General features: G+C 58.8%; 25 protein-coding genes. 16 read left to right on the top strand and 9 right to left on the bottom strand.

Translation table 11 applies throughout. The annotated features are described in order from the left end of the window. Window positions 1-2: 2 nt before the first annotated feature. The 9 genes from EL255_RS14390 to ascN all read right to left on the bottom strand — a co-directional run bounded on the left by EL255_RS14390 (window position 3) and on the right by ascN (window position 7,140). Complete coding sequence (locus tag EL255_RS14390) at window positions 3-428, bottom strand: type III secretion system chaperone (protein ID WP_170176014.1); 426 nt, start codon at window positions 426-428, stop codon at window positions 3-5. A 119-nt stretch (window positions 429-547) separates the two neighbouring features. Beyond that, window positions 548-1,606 (bottom strand): type III secretion system export apparatus subunit SctU, encoded by a 1,059-nt coding sequence (sctU, locus tag EL255_RS14385; protein ID WP_042654984.1) that lies wholly within the window; start codon window positions 1,604-1,606, stop codon window positions 548-550. Further along, on the bottom strand, window positions 1,603-2,391 hold the full coding sequence (gene sctT / locus EL255_RS14380) for a type III secretion system export apparatus subunit SctT (protein ID WP_042654983.1): 789 nt from the start codon (window positions 2,389-2,391) through the stop codon (window positions 1,603-1,605). Before sctT ends, sctU begins: the two co-directional genes overlap by 4 nt. After that, a complete protein-coding gene (ascS, locus tag EL255_RS14375) occupies window positions 2,388-2,654 on the bottom strand; it encodes a SctS family type III secretion system export apparatus subunit AscS (RefSeq protein ID WP_042654982.1) in 267 nt (88 codons plus the stop codon). Before ascS ends, sctT begins: the two co-directional genes overlap by 4 nt. 1 nt (window position 2,655) lies before the next feature. Beyond that, a complete protein-coding gene (gene ascR, locus EL255_RS14370) occupies window positions 2,656-3,309 on the bottom strand; it encodes a SctR family type III secretion system export apparatus subunit AscR (protein ID WP_042654981.1) in 654 nt (217 codons plus the stop codon). Continuing rightward, window positions 3,306-4,226 (bottom strand): type III secretion system cytoplasmic ring protein SctQ, encoded by a 921-nt coding sequence (sctQ, locus tag EL255_RS14365; protein WP_042654980.1) that lies wholly within the window; start codon window positions 4,224-4,226, stop codon window positions 3,306-3,308. The genes ascR and sctQ overlap by 4 nt, the downstream gene beginning before the upstream one ends. After that, window positions 4,223-4,789, bottom strand: coding sequence for a type III secretion system needle length determinant (locus tag EL255_RS21635; protein ID WP_269471659.1), 567 nt, complete (start codon window positions 4,787-4,789; stop codon window positions 4,223-4,225). Before EL255_RS21635 ends, sctQ begins: the two co-directional genes overlap by 4 nt. 570 nt (window positions 4,790-5,359) lie before the next feature. Further along, the gene (gene sctO / locus EL255_RS14355; RefSeq protein ID WP_042654978.1) at window positions 5,360-5,821 is read right to left on the bottom strand and encodes a type III secretion system stalk subunit SctO; all 462 of its coding nucleotides are present in this window, start codon (window positions 5,819-5,821) and stop codon (window positions 5,360-5,362) included. Beyond that, complete coding sequence (ascN, locus tag EL255_RS14350) at window positions 5,818-7,140, bottom strand: SctN family type III secretion system ATPase AscN (RefSeq protein WP_042654977.1); 1,323 nt, start codon at window positions 7,138-7,140, stop codon at window positions 5,818-5,820. The genes sctO and ascN overlap by 4 nt, the downstream gene beginning before the upstream one ends. A 189-nt stretch (window positions 7,141-7,329) precedes the next feature. On the opposite strand from ascN, the gene sctW reads away from it, so the two are divergent. The 16 genes from sctW to EL255_RS14270 all read left to right on the top strand — a co-directional run bounded on the left by sctW (window position 7,330) and on the right by EL255_RS14270 (window position 18,357). Continuing rightward, complete coding sequence (sctW, locus tag EL255_RS14345) at window positions 7,330-8,208, top strand: type III secretion system gatekeeper subunit SctW (protein ID WP_042654976.1); 879 nt, start codon at window positions 7,330-7,332, stop codon at window positions 8,206-8,208. Beyond that, window positions 8,189-8,470, top strand: a complete 282-nt coding sequence (gene acr1 / locus EL255_RS14340) for a type III secretion system gatekeeper subunit Acr1 (protein ID WP_042654975.1) — start codon at window positions 8,189-8,191, stop codon at window positions 8,468-8,470. The genes sctW and acr1 overlap by 20 nt, the downstream gene beginning before the upstream one ends. Next, window positions 8,467-8,838 (top strand): SycN family type III secretion system chaperone Acr2, encoded by a 372-nt coding sequence (gene acr2 / locus EL255_RS14335; RefSeq protein ID WP_042654974.1) that lies wholly within the window; start codon window positions 8,467-8,469, stop codon window positions 8,836-8,838. Before acr1 ends, acr2 begins: the two co-directional genes overlap by 4 nt. After that, window positions 8,835-9,200 (top strand): type III secretion system protein AscX, encoded by a 366-nt coding sequence (gene ascX / locus EL255_RS14330; protein WP_042654973.1) that lies wholly within the window; start codon window positions 8,835-8,837, stop codon window positions 9,198-9,200. The genes acr2 and ascX overlap by 4 nt, the downstream gene beginning before the upstream one ends. A gap of 8 nt (window positions 9,201-9,208) precedes the next feature. Beyond that, the gene (ascY, locus tag EL255_RS14325) at window positions 9,209-9,553 is read left to right on the top strand and encodes a type III secretion system chaperone AscY (protein WP_042655014.1); all 345 of its coding nucleotides are present in this window, start codon (window positions 9,209-9,211) and stop codon (window positions 9,551-9,553) included. After that, the gene (gene ascV, locus EL255_RS14320; RefSeq protein WP_269471658.1) at window positions 9,486-11,651 is read left to right on the top strand and encodes a SctV family type III secretion system export apparatus subunit AscV; all 2,166 of its coding nucleotides are present in this window, start codon (window positions 9,486-9,488) and stop codon (window positions 11,649-11,651) included. The genes ascY and ascV overlap by 68 nt, the downstream gene beginning before the upstream one ends. After that, window positions 11,648-12,088 carry an LcrR family type III secretion system chaperone gene (locus tag EL255_RS14315; RefSeq protein WP_042654971.1) on the top strand — a complete coding sequence of 147 codons (441 nt, stop codon included), beginning with the start codon at window positions 11,648-11,650 and terminating at the stop codon, window positions 12,086-12,088. The genes ascV and EL255_RS14315 overlap by 4 nt, the downstream gene beginning before the upstream one ends. 39 nt (window positions 12,089-12,127) lie before the next feature. Next, window positions 12,128-12,415, top strand: a complete 288-nt coding sequence (locus EL255_RS14310; protein ID WP_042654970.1) for an LcrG family type III secretion system chaperone — start codon at window positions 12,128-12,130, stop codon at window positions 12,413-12,415. Between the two features lie 9 nt (window positions 12,416-12,424). Next, complete coding sequence (locus EL255_RS21695) at window positions 12,425-13,543, top strand: virulence-associated V antigen (protein ID WP_042654969.1); 1,119 nt, start codon at window positions 12,425-12,427, stop codon at window positions 13,541-13,543. 15 nt (window positions 13,544-13,558) lie between these two features. After that, complete coding sequence (locus EL255_RS14300) at window positions 13,559-14,056, top strand: SycD/LcrH family type III secretion system chaperone (protein ID WP_042654968.1); 498 nt, start codon at window positions 13,559-13,561, stop codon at window positions 14,054-14,056. After that, complete coding sequence (gene sctE / locus EL255_RS14295) at window positions 14,037-15,080, top strand: type III secretion system translocon subunit SseC family protein (RefSeq protein ID WP_042654967.1); 1,044 nt, start codon at window positions 14,037-14,039, stop codon at window positions 15,078-15,080. Before EL255_RS14300 ends, sctE begins: the two co-directional genes overlap by 20 nt. Window positions 15,081-15,092: 12 nt before the next feature. Beyond that, complete coding sequence (locus tag EL255_RS14290) at window positions 15,093-15,989, top strand: YopD family type III secretion system translocon subunit (protein WP_084228427.1); 897 nt, start codon at window positions 15,093-15,095, stop codon at window positions 15,987-15,989. A gap of 135 nt (window positions 15,990-16,124) precedes the next feature. Next, window positions 16,125-16,568 (top strand): type III secretion system chaperone, encoded by a 444-nt coding sequence (locus EL255_RS14285; RefSeq protein ID WP_042654966.1) that lies wholly within the window; start codon window positions 16,125-16,127, stop codon window positions 16,566-16,568. Between the two features lie 2 nt (window positions 16,569-16,570). Further along, window positions 16,571-16,804 carry a T3SS regulon translocated regulator ExsE family protein gene (locus EL255_RS14280; protein WP_042654965.1) on the top strand — a complete coding sequence of 78 codons (234 nt, stop codon included), beginning with the start codon at window positions 16,571-16,573 and terminating at the stop codon, window positions 16,802-16,804. Then, a complete protein-coding gene (locus EL255_RS14275) occupies window positions 16,801-17,205 on the top strand; it encodes a YscW family type III secretion system pilotin (RefSeq protein ID WP_042654964.1) in 405 nt (134 codons plus the stop codon). Before EL255_RS14280 ends, EL255_RS14275 begins: the two co-directional genes overlap by 4 nt. Before the next feature lie 336 nt (window positions 17,206-17,541). Next, on the top strand, window positions 17,542-18,357 hold the full coding sequence (locus tag EL255_RS14270; protein WP_042654963.1) for an AraC family transcriptional regulator: 816 nt from the start codon (window positions 17,542-17,544) through the stop codon (window positions 18,355-18,357). The last annotated feature ends 213 nt before the right edge of the window (window positions 18,358-18,570 follow it).

Raw genomic sequence — 18,570 nt, 5'->3', positions numbered from 1 at the left:
AGTTATCCCTTGATGGCAGAGATCATAGTCATTGAGTGGAGTGCCGGTGTGGCGGTCTGGCAGGGTTGCATCAGCCGTTGTTGCCACTCCCTCACCAGTTGCAGGAAGTTGTGTGTCACGCTGGCCAGCGCCTCGTCATCAGCGTCGGTGATCGGCAATTGCATCACTAGGCGCTGGTTGCCCGTCAGTCCCATCACGACGCCCCCCGTAGTGGTCAGCAACCCGTTATAGCCGAGCAGCAGCGGTAGCCAGCGTGCATCCAGTTCGAGGTCATTGGGGCTGCAAGCCAGCACCATGCCGGTATCGGTGCGGGTGATTTGCAGGGCAAGCTCATCGGTAAGCAGCAGCCACTCGTCGGCAGATAGCTGATTGAGCTGCTCGACATCGAGCTGCCTGGCCAGTCGGGTCAATCGAGTATTGAGATCCATGCTCATCTCTCTGGGGTTGATGATGTAGGTGTACAGGATCGCAAAAAGGGGAACCGGCCGGATATTAACTAGGGTCGGGTATTTTTAGGTGATGCGGCGCAGTGGTGATCAGGATTGCGCTACCGTTGCGGCCCTTCGCTCTGGCGCCACTGCTCCAGCCAGCGCAAAACCTCGGCGGTGGCTTCAATCTGCTCGGCCGGAATGTAGTTGTGGATCAGGGCATCCCGATACAGGGCGCGAGCCAGCGGGATCCGCTGCAACACTGGGATACCCTCTTCCTCGGCGATCTTGCGGACCTGCAGCGCCTGGGCATCGGTAAATTTCAGGGTGATCAGGGGCAGAGGAGTCTCTCCCCGCTCATAACGAATGCCGATGGCGATGTGGGTCGGGTTGGCGACGATGACTGAGGAGCGTTTCACATCGGCGCGCATGTTGCTCGATTGCAGCTCCTGATGGAACTGACGGCGCTTGCTCTTGATCTCCGGGCTCCCCTCCATCTCCTTGTATTCGCGTTTCACCTCGTCCTTGCTCATCTTGAGCTGCTTGATGTGCTGGAAGTGTTCGAAGGCATAGTCGGCGATGGCGATCACCACAAATCCCATGGCACAGACCGCCATCAGCTGGCCCAGCATGGCGCCAAGCACCGGGGTGATGCAGGCCATGCCGCAGCCGGGCAGTTGCAGCAGGGCTTGCAGGTTGCCCTGGATCGTGACCCATACCAGCAGGCTGAGCAGGCTCACCTTGATCAAGGACTTGAGGAACTCCACCAGACTCTTGATGGAGAAGATCTTCTTGGCCCCCTCAACCGGATTGATCTTCTTGATATCCGGCTTGATCGATTCGCCACTCAGCAGAAACCCGTACTGGGCGACATGAGAGATAATCGTTACCAGCACCGAGACCGCCAGGATCGGAATGCAGAGATAGGCCAGCTCCTGCATCAGATTCTCCACAACGTGGTTGAGTGCCTGGGCAAAGGGGCGGTCGAGGTGGGCTTCGGGGATCATCATCAGCTTGCCAAGATGCTCCAGATAGTAATCGGACATCGCCATCAGCATGCCGATCAGGCTCAGGATGATGGCGGTGGAGACCACCTCCTTGCTCTTGGCGACTTGCCCCTTCTTGCGGGCATCCCGTAGTTTTTTGGCAGTGGGTTGTTCGCTCTTTTCACCGCTCATGGCGCCTCCAGGATAGGGCCAAGCAGGCTCAGCGGGTTCATCACCGCCAGCACCTGCTCATAGGCATGATCCATCATCAGCTTGATGTAGATCACCAACAGCAAGCTGGCGACGGCACTCTTGATCGGCATCGCCAGCACAAAGACGTTGAGGGAGGGGGCAAAGCGGCTGATGAGGGCCAGTCCGAACTCGGCCAGAAACATGGCGATCATCAGGGGGGCTGCCAGCAGGGCACAGAGCAGCAGCATCTGACTGAACTGACTGTAGAAAAAGCTGACCCATTGCGGTCCCACCGTTGGCAAGAAATGCGCCACCGGCCAGCTGGTGTAGCTCTGGAACAGCGCGGTCAGCAGGGCGAGGAAGGCGCCGCCGGCAAAAAACAGGGTGATCAGGGTCTGGGTCAGCAGCAGCCCGGTTGGACTGGTCTGACTGCCCAGGCTCGGGTTGAGCAGGGAGGCCATGGCGGCGCCCCGCTGGTTATCGATCAGGAAACCGCTCGCTTCGACGGCCCAGAAGGGGATGGCGGCCACAAAGCCAATCAGCAGCCCCAGTAGCACCTCTTTGGCGACCAGCAACATCAGCTCCATCCCGCCTATGGTCATGGGCAGGGTGCCGGCGACCATGGGGTAGGCGTAGAGTGCCAGTGAACAGACCACACCGTTACGGATCATGCTGCCCCCCAGCATCTGCTTGCTGAGGACCGGCAGCATCACGAAGCAGCTGATAAAGCGCGGCAACAGCAGGGTATAGGCCAGCATCTGGGCCTGAAGCGTCTCCAGCGTCATCGGATCTGCGGCACCTTGAACAGCACCATGTCGGCGAAGCTGTAGAGCTCATTGCCCAGCCAGGCGGTGGTGGCAAACAGGGTGATCACCACGGCGATCAGCTTGGCGACGAAGCCCAGGGTCTGCTCCTGGATTTGGGTCAAAGCCTGCAATAAGGATACGAGCGTGCCCACCAGGGCGGCGACCAGCACCGGCGGCATCGAGAGGATCAGCACCAGCCAGAGGGTCTGGCTGGTGAAATGCAGGATATCGGCGTGACTCACGTCAGCCTCCGTAGCTGATGACCAGCCCATGGGTGAGACGGGCCCAGCCATCGAGCAGCACGAACAGCAATAACTTGAACGGCAGCGAGATGGTCATGGGGGAAACCATCATCATCCCCATCGCCAGCAGTATGTTGGAGATGATGAGATCGATGGCGATAAAGGGCAGATAGATGAGAAAGCCGATTTCGAAGGCGCGGCTGAGCTCGCTCACGGTGAAGGCGGGCAACAGGATCAGCAGACTGTCCGGCTCCAGCCGGTCGGCATACTCGCTTGGCCACAGCTGTTTGGTGCTGTCGATGAAGAAGGCGTGCTCCCGCGGCTTGATCTGCTTTTTCAGGAAGGCGCGGTAGGGGGCCATGCCCTCGTCAAGGAACTTCTCCACGGATTCTGACTTGGCGAGCGATACCTCGTTCTGGCGTAGGTAATCCTGAGTCGCAAAGCCGACCGGGGCCATCACATAGATGCTGAGGATGATAGCCAGCCCGTACATCGCCATGTTGGGGGGGATCTGCTGCACCCCAAGGGCGTTGCGCAGCAGGGAGAAGACCACCGCCATCTTGACGAAGGAGGTAGCCATAACGGCGATAAAGGGCAGCAGGGCCAGCAAGGCTAGCCCCACGATGAGATTGAGCTCATCCGGTAGCTGGATCATGCCTGGGGTCCCCTGTTCAGGGTCTCGACACGGACTCCCAGCCTGCCCTGAATATCCACCAGTCGGCCGATACCAAGCTGTTGACCGTTGCTGACGATGCGCACCTCGCCATCGAGAGGGGTCGCCAGATCGAGGAGGGAACCCGGCTGCAGGCTGGTGAGGCTGTGCCAATCCAGGGTCTGGCGGCCCACTTCGAAGCTCACTTGGATGGGCAGGCTCTCCAGCTCGGTCGGGCTGAGGGGTTCATCGGGGGCAGAGGTGTGCATGTCGGTCAGTTCCAGATGTTGTTGGTGGGGTTGGCAATAGGCGAAGGGGCGTCCCTCCAGGCAGGCCAGCAGCCGTTGACTCGGCGCGCGCTGTGGCGGGGGCAGCAGCACATCGCCACCGGCAAGGGCGGCGAGCTCCGCCATGGTCAGGCGCATCTCCCCCCAGTGCAGGGAGAGCGTCAGCGGCAGGGGCAGCCTCTGCTGCTGCGGGCGTGGTGGCAGTCTGGCCAGCAGTGGCTCGGGCTGATGCAGCCAGAGCGAGAGACAGGTCTCCTCCCGCCGCAGCAGGAGCTGCAAGGCGGGGGAGCCGGAGCCGCTCACCTCGTGGACGAGATCCGAGCAGCTGAGGCCGGGCAGGGGCTGCCCGAGTCGCTCGATCAATGCCAGTTGCAGGGTGGCAGGCAGGCTGAACAGCGCCGCCTGTTGCAGATCCGGTGCCAGCCAGCGCGCCAGTTCGGCACCATGGCACTTAAGGGGCAGGCTCAGTCCCTGCCACTGCAGTTGCAGAGTGGTATCCAGACTCGCGGGTGGGAGGCCGATGCCGAGGGTGAGCTCGCCGCCCGTCCAGGTAAAATGGTGCCGGTGCTGGCTGAGCCGCTGTTGCAGAGCAAGTTCCGCCAGTGGCGCTGTGGGTAGGGTCATTGGCATCATGCGTCGGCATCCCACTCTTCATAGATGGATCTCTGCTGGCGAGAGCCCTGCTCGCTGTCTCCCTGAGAGAACAGGTCGAGCCTGACCAGCTCATCCGGATAGAGGCGCTGCAGGCGGTCAAACAGTTCGCTACGCCCCTGATTGAGCAGTAGCTGGCCCTGGCTGCTGGCCTGGATCTCGATCTGCAACTCGCCACCGTGGTGCGCGATGCGGATAGCGAGATCCCCCAGTGCCGGCAGGTTGAGGCGCAGCAGGGGGGGACGATCCGGGCGCCCGAGTTCGAGATGGATATCCACCGCCAGTCGCTCAAGCAGTCGTCCCAGTTCTGGATTGCTCTGCGCAGGCGAGACGCGAGCCAGCAGCAGATCGCCAGGGGTCCTGGCTGGCGGGGGAAGCGGCTGCCCGACGGCTACGAGTTCCTCGCGGCTTTGCGTTGTCTCTTCCGACTCGGCTGCGAGCAGGGAGGTTGTCTCGCCGCTATCGGCGGGTGGGGTATCGCCCTGTGGCTGCGCTATTTTGCCGGTCGTTATCGTCGTGTCCGATATCGATGGGTTGCTGTCCACTTGTGAATCCTGGGGTACTAGAGTGCCAGTGCCAGTGTCTGAGTCGGGATGGTGAGAGACATCCTTGACCGGTGGCACAGGTAATGGTTGCATCAGCTCTTGAGTGGTCTGGAGCGATGACCCAGCGACGAAAAGCTCGGAGCTTGTCGGCTCTTCACCTGGGACTGGCCGTTCTCTTTTGTTTTTCTCTTGCCTGTGGTCAGGGGCGTTCAATTCCGATTGGGCGGCGCTCAATGAACCAAACGCTTCCTCTTGGCGAGACGGCGACTCCTGCATCGGCTGTCGGGATGCCGGCAGCATGGGCCGCTCAGGTGTGTGCGGGTCGTTGGTCCCGGCCTTCTGCCGCTTGTCTTTATGCTGAGATGCCAGCTGGCTGAGCTGTTGTTCCTGAAGAAGGCGTTGTTCCCCTTCCTCGGTACGTTGAGACTGGTGCTGGGTGTTGCGCTGATCCCGATCCGGGAGCATCGCCTGCTCGAATCGCTGTTGCTGCTCTCGACTGGCCCGGGTGATTTGCTGTTCGCCGCAGGAGATGGGTGGCTCCCCGGCGGAGATGATTCGGTTCATGGCTGGTTACATCCTGATCTGCTGGCGGAACTCTTCTTGTTCCTGCTCTTCGTTGTAGTCACGCAGGGCTTGCTGTGCAGCCAGCTCCTGACGGTGAAGTTCGGCAAATTTTTCCTGCTGTTGACGGGCGCGATACATGGCCTGCTGGCGCTCCTGCAGCCGGATGCGCTCCTCGGCCACCCGCTCCGCCTGCTCGGCGGCAGTTTGCTCCAGATGGGCTTCCTTTTCCCGTAGCAGGGACACTTGTTGTTGCCACTGCTCCAGCCCTTTGCGATCGACCTGCTGCTCCTGACAGAGGGTGAACAGGCGCTCTTCCTCCCGCAGTCGCCACTGGCGGTATGTCTGGCTCTCCTGCTCAGCCTCCCGCTGGCGGGTGTGAGCCAGCTGCAATCTGGCTTGCTGGGCGGCCAGCTGCTGTTCGGCCTGCTCGAGCCTGAGCGCCTTGATCCGCTGCAAACGACCGATCATCGGGTGAGCGTCTCAAGGGTGGCGAGTGCCTGCTCCAGTGAGCTCGGCTCATGGGTTCCTTGCTTGAGCCACTGACGAATGACTTCGATGCGGGCGATGGCCTGGTCTGCGACCGGATCCTGCCCCTTCTGGTATTCACCGATCTGCAGCAGCAACTCCACCTCTTCATATTTGGCGAGCCAGCTGCGCAGACGGCCGGCCTGTTCTTGATGGGCCGGCTCGATGATCTGGTTCATCACCCGGCTGGCCGAGCGCAGCACGTCGATGGCCGGGTAGTGGTTGGCCGCCGCCAGCTTGCGCGACAGTATGATGTGGCCATCCAGGATCGAGCGTGTCTCGTCGGCGACCGGCTCGGTCATGTCATCCCCCTCCACCAGCACGGTATAGAGGGCGGTGATGGAGCCTTTGTCGGATTGACCCGCCCGCTCCATCAAGCGGGGCAGGGCGGCAAACACCGACGGGGGGTAACCGCGCCGGGTGGGGGGTTCGCCGGCGGCCAGGCCGATTTCACGCTGGGCGCGGGCGAAGCGGGTGACTGAGTCCATCAACAGCAGCACCCGCTTGCCCTGATCCCGGAAATATTCGGCGATGGAGGTGGCGACAAAGCCTGCTTTGGCCCGCTCCATGGCCGGGCGATCCGAGGTGGCGACCACCAGCACTGCCTTCTTGAGACCCTCTTCCCCCAGATCCGCCTCGATAAACTCCCGCACCTCCCGTCCCCGCTCCCCGATAAGGGCAAGTACTGTGACATCCACTTCGGCGCTGCGGATGAGTGAGGCGAGCAGGGTGCTCTTGCCGCCACCGGCGGCGGCGAAGATCCCCATGCGCTGCCCCTCGCCGCAGGTGAGCAGCCCATCGATGGCGCGGATGCCAAGGGAGATGGGTTGCACGATCCGCTTGCGACTCATGGGGGGAGGGGCATCCCGATAGACCGGATACCAGGCGGCGGGTTCGGGCAGATGGCCGCCATCGAAGGGGTTGCCGAGCCCGTCCAGCACCTGACCCAGCAGATGCTCCCCGACGCCGACCTGATGCATGGCGCCGGTCGGGCTCACCTCTGTGTTGGAGGAGATGCCGAACATCTCGCCAAGGGGGGTGAGCAGGGCCTGATGCTGGGCAAAGCCGATCACCTCCGCCAGCAGGGAGAGGCTGTTGTCCGGGTTGCGCAGGTGGCACAACTCGCCGATGCGCACCCCGGGTACCACGGCCTTGAGCAGGGTGCCTGTCACCTGGGTGACCCGGCCACGGATCTGGATCAACCGGCAGTCGTCGATGGCTTGACGAAGCTGGCCGGGGAGGTGGTCGAGGGAGAGGGTCATAGGGATCGGCGATAGTGAAACTGGTGGCCACTATAGGCGATGCCGACACGTCGGGATTTCAGCGCGAGTCGGGACTTTTTAGAAAATGGTTGGGGGCGGGCTAAAAATTCACGGCTGATTTTGGCATAGGCGACGGGGGGCAATTTTTATAATGCCGCCATCGTCAATCCATTTGTCACGGGAGTGTCCATGGCCATTATCCAGAGCAACCCCTATGCCTCTACCACTCAGCCAGAACCGCGTGCGGCTGAGGCCACCCCCCGCTCGGTCCCCCAGCAGGGTGGCCAGTTTCAGGGAGAGCGAGTCGTGCTGGCCAGCGCGGCCCAGTCTCTGGCCGATGCCGCCGAAGAGCTGACCTTCGTCTTCTCCGAGCGCTCCGAGATCTCATTGACCAAACGCAAGCTGAGCGATAGCCACGCCAGGATCAGCGAGCTCGAGGAGCTGGTGGGGGATTACCTGGAGAAGGTGCCCGGGCTTGAGCGCCAGCAGAAGATCAAGGAGATGGTCAGCCACCTTGGCAGTGGCCGACTGGCCAACCTCTCCCAACTGTTGGCTTATCTCGAGAGCTTCTCGGGGGAGGTGAGCGAACAGTTCGAGGCGCTCTGCCAGGCCCGCAATGCACTGGCGGGGCGGCCCGAGCTGCAGGGGACCCTCGCCCTGATCGAGCAGGCGCTGGCCAAGCTGGCCGAAGAGCAGGGCACCGCCATAGTGCTGGGGGCCCGCATCAGCGGCCCGGCGGCCGAGGCGGCCAGGCAAGGGGTCGGGGCTGAGCAGGATCTGCGGGACCTCTACCGGGATGCGGTGCAGGACTACCGCGCCCTCTCGGCCGCTTGGCGCGATATTCACAGCCGTTTTGGTAACGGTGCGCTGGAAAAAGTCACCGGTTTCATGATGAAGGCGCTGAGCGCCGACCTCGATACCCAGCAGCGCTGGCTCGACCCGGTCAAGTTGGAGCGGGTGATGAGCGACATGCACAAGCTACGACTGCTCAATACCCTCTCGGCTCAGGTTGACGAGCTGTGGCAACGGGTGAAGGAGGGGTCGGCCCATGGCATACGGGCCTTCTGATCTGATGGGAGACCTGATCGCGCTGGTCGAGAAACGTTGGGCCAGCGTGCGGGATGTGGAGCAGGTAGGCGTGGCGCTCGAGCTGACGGTGTGCCGCGAGCAGGTGCTGCTCTATCAGGAGCTGAAGCGGTTGATCCGCCTGTTGCCGGTGGAGCTGTTCAGCGAAGAGGAGCAGCGCCAGAACCTGTTGCAGTGTTGCCAGGGGGCGCTCGATAACGCCATTGAGCGGGAAGAGGATGAGCTGTCTGGAGATCCTTTATGAACTGGATTGAACCCCTGCTGGTGCAGTTTTGCCAGGATCTGGGAATTGCCATCGGGGACAACCCCCACCACCTGCTCCAGCTTGAGCTGGAGCAGAGCGGTACCTTGCAACTGGAACGCCATCAGGGGCAGTTGAGCCTCTGGTTGGCCCGCAGCCTGCCGTGGCATCGGAGCGATGATGCGATCAGGAGGGCCATGACCCTCACGGCGGCGGCACAGGCACCGGCCTTGCCGGTACGGGCAGGCTGGCTGGCAGAGGATCAGTTGATCCTGTTTGTCACCCTGGATGAGCGGGCACTCACCTTGCCGCTGCTCCATCAGGCGCTGCGTACCCTGACCCGGTTGCAACATGAGGTACTGGCCTCATGAGCCGCATCACCGCCGCGCATATCGGTATCGAGCAGCTCAGCGCCATCACGCTCGACGAGCAGGAGCAGAGCCTGCCGGGGCGCTATGCCCTGCTGCCGGACGGCCAGTCCATCGAGCCCCATATCAACCGCCTCTACCCCGAGCGTCTGGCGGAGCGGGCACTGCTCGACTTTGCTGCTCCCGCCTGCGGCTTTCACGAGCTGCTGCGACCGCGGGACTTCAACCAGGCGATGCAGGGACTGCGGGCGACCCTGGCCGGCGGGCAGTCGGCCGAGTTGCAGGCTGCCGCCAGTCTGCTTGAGCAGATGCATCTGGATGAACAACTAATGCAGATGACCCTTCATCTGTTGCACAAGGTATGACCATGACCATGACCCTCTCGTCACGGCAGCAGGACTTGCTGCTGCTCACCGGTTGGCTGCACCTGCAGTATGGCCATCCCGATCGGGCCTGCACCCTGCTTGCCGCCCTGCTGCAGCTTCACCCCGAGCATCAGGCCGGACGGCGCGCCCTGCTGGTGGCCCTGCTCAGATCGGAGAAGGGAGAGGAGGCATTGAGCCACGCCGAGCGCCTGATGCGGGACGGGGATGCCGATGGGGCGCTCTGGCTCTGCCGCAGCCGGGCCTGCCAGCTGGCAGGACGACTCGATGAAGCCCGTTTCGCCTATCAACATTATCTCGAACTGGAAGAGCAGAATGAATCAACGCTCCCTTGAGCTGCTGCGCCGGATAGGCGAGCGCAAGGACATCATGCTGGCGGTGCTGCTGCTTGCCATCGTCTTCATGATGGTCTTGCCGCTGCCGCCGGTGGCCCTGGATATCCTCATCGCCATCAACATGACCATCTCAGTGGTGCTGTTGATGATGGCGGTCTACATCAACTCCCCCCTGCAGTTCTCCGCCTTTCCGGCGGTGTTGCTGATCACCACCCTGTTCCGGCTCGCGCTCTCGGTGAGCACCACCCGGATGATCCTGCTGCAGGCCGATGCCGGCCAGATCGTCTACACCTTCGGCAACTTCGTGGTGGGGGGCAATCTGGTGGTGGGGATCGTCATCTTCCTCATCATCACCATCGTCCAGTTCCTAGTGATCACCAAGGGCTCGGAGCGGGTGGCGGAAGTCAGTGCCCGCTTCTCCCTCGATGCCATGCCCGGCAAGCAGATGAGCATCGACGGTGACATGCGCGCCGGAGTGATAGACGTGCACGAGGCCAGGGATAGGCGCGGGGTCATCGAGAAGGAGAGTCAGATGTTTGGCTCTATGGATGGCGCCATGAAGTTTGTGAAGGGGGACGCGATCGCGGGCCTCATCATCATCTTCGTCAACATCCTGGGGGGCGTCACCATAGGGGTGACCCAGAAGGGGCTGTCGGCGGCCGATGCGCTTCAGCTGTATTCCATCCTGACGGTGGGGGACGGCATGGTCTCCCAAGTGCCAGCGCTGCTGATCGCCATCACCGCAGGAATCATAGTCACAAGGGTCTCATCTGAGGAGTCATCCGACCTGGGTACCGACATCGGCGCCCAGGTGGTGGCCCAGCCCAAGGCGCTGCTGATCGGTGGCATGTTGTTGCTGCTGTTCGGCTTGATACCGGGCTTCCCCATGGTGACCTTCTTCACCCTGGCCGCCGTGGTGACGGCGGGCGGCTACTTCATCGGGCTGCGCCAGCGCAAGGAGCAGAGCGGCAACAGTCAGGACTTGCCTACTGTGCTGGCTCAGGGGGCCGGCGCGCCAGCGGCGCGCAGCAAGCCCAAACCGGGCGGCAAGCCCAGAGGCAAGCTCGGCGAGAAGGAGGAGTTTGCCATGACGGTGCCCCTGCTGATCGATGTGGATGCCGCCTTGCAGGCCGATCTGGAGGCGATAGCCCTCAATGAAGAACTGGTGCGGGTGCGGCGGGCACTCTATCTCGATCTCGGGGTGCCGTTCCCCGGCATCCATCTGCGCTTCAACGAGGGGATCGGGCCTGGGGAATATCTGATCCAGCTGCAGGAGGTGCCGGTGGCTCGCGGTCTGCTGCGACCGGGTCATCAGCTGGTGCAGGAGAATGCCTCCCAGCTCGATCTGCTGGGGATCCCCTATGAGGAAGGGGCACCGCTATTACCGGGGCAGACCACCTTGTGGGTGGCCAATGAACACCGGGAGCGGCTCGAAAAATCCCGTCTGGCGGCACTCACCACAGATCAGGTGGTGACCTGGCACCTCTCCCATGTGCTGCGCGAATATGCCGAAGACTTTATCGGCATTCAGGAGACCCGGTATCTGCTCGAGCAGATGGAGGGGAGCTATGGCGAGCTGGTCAAGGAGGCGCAACGCATCATCCCGTTGCAGCGGATGACCGAGATCCTGCAACGACTGGTGGGAGAGGACATTTCGATCCGCAACATGCGGGCCATCCTGGAGGCCATGGTGGAGTGGGGCCAGAAGGAGAAAGACGTGGTGCAGCTCACCGAGTACATCCGCAGCAGTCTCAAACGCTACATCTGCTACAAGTACGCGAACGGCAACAACATCCTGCCCGCCTACCTACTCGATCAGCAGGTGGAGGAGCAGATCCGGGGCGGTATCCGCCAGACCAGTGCCGGCAGCTACCTGGCGCTCGATCCTACCGTGACCCAGGGCTTTCTGGATCAGGTCCGCCATACCGTGGGGGATCTGGCCCAGATGCAGAACAAGCCGGTACTCATCGTCTCCATGGATATTCGCCGCTATGTGCGCAAGCTCATCGAAGGGGACTATCACGCCCTGCCGGTACTCTCCTATCAGGAGCTGACCCAGCAGATCAACATCCAGCCGCTGGGGAGGGTCTGCCTGTGACCCGCGATCCTCTGTTGCCCTGGTTTGAAGCGCGGGGAATAGCCTGCGCCAGGCATACCCTGTGCAGCACTCCGATCCCGCTGGGGCATGTCTTCGAGCATGCCGGCCTCCGGGTCGCCTGGCGCGTCGAGCCGTCGGAGCGACGCATCTGGATTGTGCTTATCGAGAGGGCTCATGCCAGGCAGGGGCTGATCAATCCCTTCTCTGCCCTGTATCTCTTGGCTCAAGCCGGTTTTGCCGTGCTGGGGGGCGGTTTCCACCTGTACGGCAATGTCAGCGTGCTCAATGGCAGCACCTTGAGCGGTGAGCGGCTTGCCCGTTTCTACCGTCGCTGGGCCGGGGCGACAGAGCCCCTGCCTGGCTGGTTTTCACTCGATGTGGCGGAGGTTATCTCATTGACATCCATGAGAAAACAACAAAACAACGACCTCTCTTGATAGGAACGATTGGCACCCGAAAATAAAATAGGAGGCAAGATGAAGGAGCACCAAGGTAGCGAGCATGACGAGGCGATTGCGAAGGCGGAACTGGCCATCAGAGACAGTGATCATCGTACAGCCTTATTGAACGAGATGTGGAACGCCCTCGATATCAGCCCGCAGGTGACCAGCTTGTTGTTTGCAGAGGGCTCAGTGTCAGAAAAGTCACAGGCTGAGCAGGAGTTGTTGGGTGAGCTTTATCGCCGCCGCCAGCTTTCCCCACCAGAAACGAATAACGGAGTCCGCCCCAGACGCCCGGCCATGATGCGCGGTTTGGTAATATAGGATATAGCGATGGAAATCAGCTCATATAACAAAGACCCCCAAATATTTCTGTCTGATCTTGGCAAAGTCAAGTTGGATGATCTACAAGGTGGAAAGTCAACTTTATTAAAGGATTTAGTTGATTCTCTCAAAGAGAAAAAAATAAAAATCACCGCCACCTATGATCAAAAAATAGATAGCGCGAAATTTACAGATAAAGTGGTGAGTGACGACGAAGAGCTATTAAAAAAAGTGCTTGCCTATTTTATGCCTGCCGATTCTGTAAATCCTGGTGGGCAATATGATAGCCAAATAAAGGCGGGCTTTGAGCAATTCAAGAAAATAATCACTGATGCCGCTGCCGCAGGGAAGACGAGTTATTCTCTGCGAGAATTTTTGGCTGTGACCCATTTCTCACTCACACCTGACCGTATTGATGATGATGTTATTGGGGTGTTTCTTGACACCATGAATAACCATAGCAATAAGCGGGATGTGCTTAAGAATGACGTGGGCAGGCTGACCGCCGAGCTGAGAATATATTCGATCATACAGTCAGAAATAAGCACAGCACAGCAGCATAGTGGTACCGTGCAGGTTGGCAGGAAAGGGACAGATATTTTTGACTATAAGCTTTATGGCTACGGCAGTCATGCGGAATTTGTCAAGAAGGATGCGAATGGTCAATATAACCCTCAGTATCAATTACTGAAAGAGATTGCCATTGAAAGAAAAAACGCCCTGTTGGTTACAGGGGATGCTGACGTTAACAGTGTTGTGAATCATGAAGCCGGTGAGTTAGGTATTTCTAGTGAGGAGTACCGAACCAAGTTAAGAGCAGAGTTAGCCGATTTGAGAAACGATAAACCAGTATTTTTGTCGGCTAGAGATTTCTTGGTGTCGACCAAGAAGGATACCGGTGCCTTAAGTCAGGTAAACCATTCCTATGCGTACGCTAAAGATAATAATCCATTAAGCAATTTTGCGACGACGGTCAATGATAGGTCCAAGCCACTTAATGACAAGCTCAGTCAAAAAACCACCGAGCTTAATGATATCAGCTCTCGTTATAACGCTGTCATCGAGGCACTTAATCGCTTTATCCAGAAATACGAGAGTGTCATGCAACAGATCCTTCAGGCTATTTAATTCTCAGGAGCAGTAATGGAACACGATATGACTCAGGTAGACGAACAGGCGGTAGAGGCCTTCCTGCAGGATGGGGGCACCCTCGCCATGCTCAACGAGGTGTCCAGCGATACGTTGGAGCAGCTCTACACCCTGGGCTTCAACCAGTATCGCGCCGGCAAGTACGACGAGGCACACAAGATCTTTCAGGCCCTCTGCGTGCTGGATCATTACGAGGCGCGTTTCTTTCTGGGGCTGGGAGCTTGCCGTCAGGCGCTGGGCCAATTCCAGTTGGCCATCGATAGCTATAGCTATGGCGCCATGATGGATCTCCAGGAACCCAGATTCCCCTTCCATGCCGCCGAGTGTCTCCTGCAGATGGGAGAGCTCGAAGGGGCCGAGAGTGGCTTCCACTCGGCCCAATTGTTGGTGGCAGCAAAGCCTGAACTGGCGGAGTTAGCCACCCGCGCCGGCATCATGTTGGAAGCTGTTAAAGCAAAAAAGGATATGCAGAATGCATCCGATAACCAGTGATCGCCCTCTTCCCATCGGAGGGGCCCAGCTCCCCTTGGTTGAGGACAACAAGGGTACCGCTCAGACCACCCAGGTAGCGGCCGGTGAGCTCAATAATAGAAGCGAGGGACGGGGTCAGGGGGTGGATCTACCGCAGCCCAAGCCTGGTATCAATCAGCAGGTGACTCCTGCTCAGCAGCAGGAGCTGGGGCAAGTGATGAAGACGGTCCAGCAGGGGGCGGCCAATGCCTCCAAGCTGTTGGCCTACTCCTCCCTGCTGACCAAACTGGCCTTTACCTCTCCCGAAGAGTTCGAGATCGAGCTGGGGAAGATGACCAGCGAGCTGGAGCAGACCCAGAAGAAATTGAAGCTGGCCGATATTGAGCGGGCTCGCGCCGAAAACCTGAAAAAGATCGATGAAAACCAGACCAAGATGAAGGAGGCCGGGGAAGCCGCCGATAAAGCCAAGAAATCCGGTCTGGCCGCCAAAATCTTCGGCTGGATCAGCGCCATCGCCTCCATCGTTCTCGGGGCCATCATGATCGCCACCGGTATCGGTGCTGCGGCCGGCGCCATGATGATCGTCGGTGGTGCGGTTGGTATTGCCAATATGGCAGTGCAGCAGGCCGCCGAGGATGGTCGCATCTCCCCGGAGGATATGAAGATTCTGGGGCCTATCATGATGGCTGCGGAGATTCTGATTGCCATTATCACTGTTGTGGTCACCTTGGGAACCAGCGCCGCGAGTACCGCCTCGAAAGCCGTCAAATTCGCTACCCAGGCGGCTGATCTAGTGCTCGATGTGAGCGGCGGCGTGACCAAGACAGTCGACAGTGCGATGCAGGCCCACTTGCAGACCAAGCAGGCGGATCTGCTGGAGAACCGTCAGGCAATGACCTTGCTGGAGGGGGTGATGGACAAGCTCAAGGAGGCCCTGTCCCAGATGACGGAGGCGTTCCAGCAAGTGATGGAGATGATCTTCCAGATGATCACGGCCAGAGGGGCCATGTTCAATAACCTCGCCAGCAGACCGGCAGCCATTTAAGGAGAGTTCGATATGAGCAGTGTCAATACCAACAACACCCAGGGTAGCAGCTATGTCGCTCCCACCGGCAATGATGGGGTGCAGAGCAAGGAGGGCGTTACCGGCCAGCGGACGACCCATGAGGCGGGTAACAACAAGTCTGTCAAAGGATCTCAATCTCAGGCTATGCCCGAGTTGATCCGGCCGCGCCAGGGGTTAGATGCGAGTCTGCTGACCAAGGGTAGTTCAGAGCTCGATAGCACTCTCAGCATCATGAGCCTGCTGTTCGAGATGGCGCGCCGAGCCCGCGAGATGGGGTTGCAGCAGCGGGACATGGAGAACCAGGCCGTGATCTCCGCCCAGAAGGATCAGGTGAACGAGATGCGCAGTGGCGCCAAGCTGATGATTGCCATGGCGGTGGTGTCCGGGGTGATGACCGCAGTTTCGGCCGTCATGGGAGGCTTCTCCATGAGCAAATCGGCCAAGGCCGTCAAACAGGACAAGGCCCTCAACGCTAACATCACAGGTCGGCAGAAGGATCTACAGCAGCTTGGGGACATGAAGAAAGCGGCTGGCCTGGATATAGGGGATGCCGGACAGGAGCTGACTGCAAGGATCAGTAACGACAAGGCGGCCCTGAAGACCCTGAACAAGAAGTTTGATGCCAACAACAGTCGCCAGCAGCTCGTCAGTACCGTGCTGCAAGGAGGTACCCAGATGGCCAATAGCTCCATTCAGGTTAGCCAAGGGTTCTCCCAGGCGGATGCCAAGGAAGACGAGGTGCGTTCCAGCGTGGCCCAGACGCAGAAGCAGAAAGTGGAAGATCAGATGAACTTCAACAGCGGCTTCATGAAGGATGTGTTGCAGATGATGCAGCAATACGCCCAGAGCCATAACCAGGCCATGCGAGCCGCATTCGGCGTTGCATAATCATGATGTTGCTCAAGGCGCCCACCCGGGCGCCTTTTTGTTTTTCTGGCTTTTTTTCTTAAAAGAGCCGCCTTTGAGTGACAGCCAGGATTGCTGCGACAGGCTAACATCCCTCCCTCTCTGCTGGAGGAAATCATGGATGTAACTGTCATCATCAATCAACTGCTAGCCGAATTTGCCACCAAATATGGTTTGCCATCCCTTGTCCTCAATCAGGAGGGGGTCGCTGCACTCTGCTTTGATGAGCGACTGCAGTTGAGCCTGATCCTGGTGTCGGAGCGGGATCATCTGGTGTTGCAGGCCGATGTGGCCGAGCTGCACCAGGTGGGCGAGGGGATCTTTCGCCAGCTGGCCAGCTTCAACCGCCATTGGTATCAGTTCAATCTGCACTTCGGGTTCGATGAAGAGAGCCTGACGGTACAACTCTATCGCCAGATGGCGGCCAGCCGACTGACGCTGGTGCAGTTTGAAGAGAGTCTCGCCAGCATGCTCGAGCATGCCGAGTTTTGGCAGGAGTTGCTGCGATCCCAAGAGCAGCCGAGTGATAGCAGTGATGAGGTGATGGGGGTGCGGGTATAACCATGAAGATTCAGGAATCACCCGGTAGTGCCGCGCTGCAGACTATTGGCCAGAACACGGCGAAAGACTTTGCCGGCAGAGCAATGAGCTCCATGCAGGTTGCCGCTGGTCAGCTGCCCTTGTCGGCCTTGCTACGTCCTGCCGTTATCCTTAATCGGGTGCAGGAGTTGGCACTTCAGCGTTTGCAACAGGGCGAGCACATGCCGCTGGCCGAACGCAAGATCCGCGTGCTATGAGCCGCCTGCTTGCCTTGCTGCTGATAGTCATGTTGTCGGGCTGCGTCTCGACACCGGTGGTGCAACCCCCCCTGCTGCAACTGGAGGGGGAGGTGCAGCTTGCCGGGGTATTGCCACGACCAGCCATCGTGGAGGTGGCGGTGCTGAGTGTGATCAAGGGGCGTCTGCTGCAGGTTGCGGCCACCGAATATGAGGTGAGCATATTGCCGCTGGCATTTGATGTGCGGCTGACACCCTTGCAGCTTGCAGAAGGGGAGCTCTATCTGCGTACCCGCTTGCGTTTCAGCGGCAGTTCGGGGATACAAGCCACTCATCAGCAGAAAGTTTTTAAGGCTTTTAATAATGAGAAAATAGTTATTAAATTGCAGCCAAAAACCTGTTATCCACAATGTCAGCAGTAAGGTGATTAATAAACAAGTCTGAAATCAAACAGTTATTTGTTTATCATGCGGTATTAAATGTTTTTTTTTGTAACGAACTATCTTCCAATGGGATGGTTACTTTTTGTAATAATTAGATAAATGCACAAATAGTGCACTAGCTCTAATATTTGGCTGGTTTTTCTGTTGATGGCTGTTGTAGGATGCCCTCCCGAATTTCAATGGTGATTAATTTGTCGCCTTGAAATTGATTACGTCACACAAAAATAAATAAAACGCCAATAATAAGATGTCCAGCGGAAGCCTTATTCAGCTGAGATGTTACTGGCACTACGCGCAGATTCAGGAAAACGACATATGAAGGGCATTACTACCGCAGAGAAGGGCGATATAGCCCTGCTCCAGTGGCGCATGTCTGCTTTTAACGTCATCGAACATTCACAAGAGGGAATATATATTCTCTTGGAAGGCTCGATGAAGTGGCAAGACTGCACCGACACCTACGAGTTATCCTCCAACGAACTGATGTTCGTGCGCCGTGGCAACTATGCGGTCTGTACCGGTGAAGGCCCTTGTCGCCTGCTTTGGCTACCCTTTTCCAGTACCTTCCTGCAAGGCTTCTTACAACGTTTTGGCTCACTGCTCAGTGAAGTAGCCAGAGTCGATGGCATGGCACCCAGCTTATTGCCTTTCAACACGTCCCCCTTGCTGACGCAGTGTATTCAGGGTTTGTGCGGCTTGACGGAGCATGCGCATCCACCCGCTCTTGCCCAATTGCGCACCGAGGAGTTGTTATTCCTGCTGGCATTTGGCGAGCAGGGTGCCCAATTGATGTCCATCTTACGGCAGTTGAGCAATCGCCAGGTCGAGCGGTTACAACACTTCATGGAAAAGCATTATCTGATGGAGTGGAAGTTGAGCGTATTTGCCAAAGAATTTGGCATGGGATTGACTACCTTCAAGGAGTTATTTGGCTCGATATATGGCGTCTCCCCCCGGGCTTGGATCAGTGAACGGCGTATCCTCTACGCTCATCAGTTATTGCTCAATAGTGAAATGAGCATCGTCGATATTGCAATGGAGGCCGGCTTCTCCAGTCAGTCCTATTTTACCCAGAGCTATCGCCGTCGTTTCGGGTGCACACCAAGCCGTGCCAGGCATGGCGGAGATTAACGCCGGACTAAAATAATCTGACGTTTTTTATAAGCCAGGAGAGGGGGCAATGTATAGAATGACCCACATATCGCAGCATTATCCCATTATTGCCCGCAGCAAGATGAGCAAGGCATAGCATGAGTCAGCAAGATCACCATTCACCTAACCAGGGCCTGTTTGCAGGTCGTCGGGTTACCGTTGTCCAAGCTGACACCCTGAGTCGGGATCGCT

The organism is Aeromonas encheleia (genome assembly GCF_900637545.1).
Lineage (GTDB): Bacteria > Pseudomonadota > Gammaproteobacteria > Enterobacterales > Aeromonadaceae > Aeromonas > Aeromonas encheleia.
This window is presented reverse-complemented; position numbering and strand designations above follow the sequence as displayed.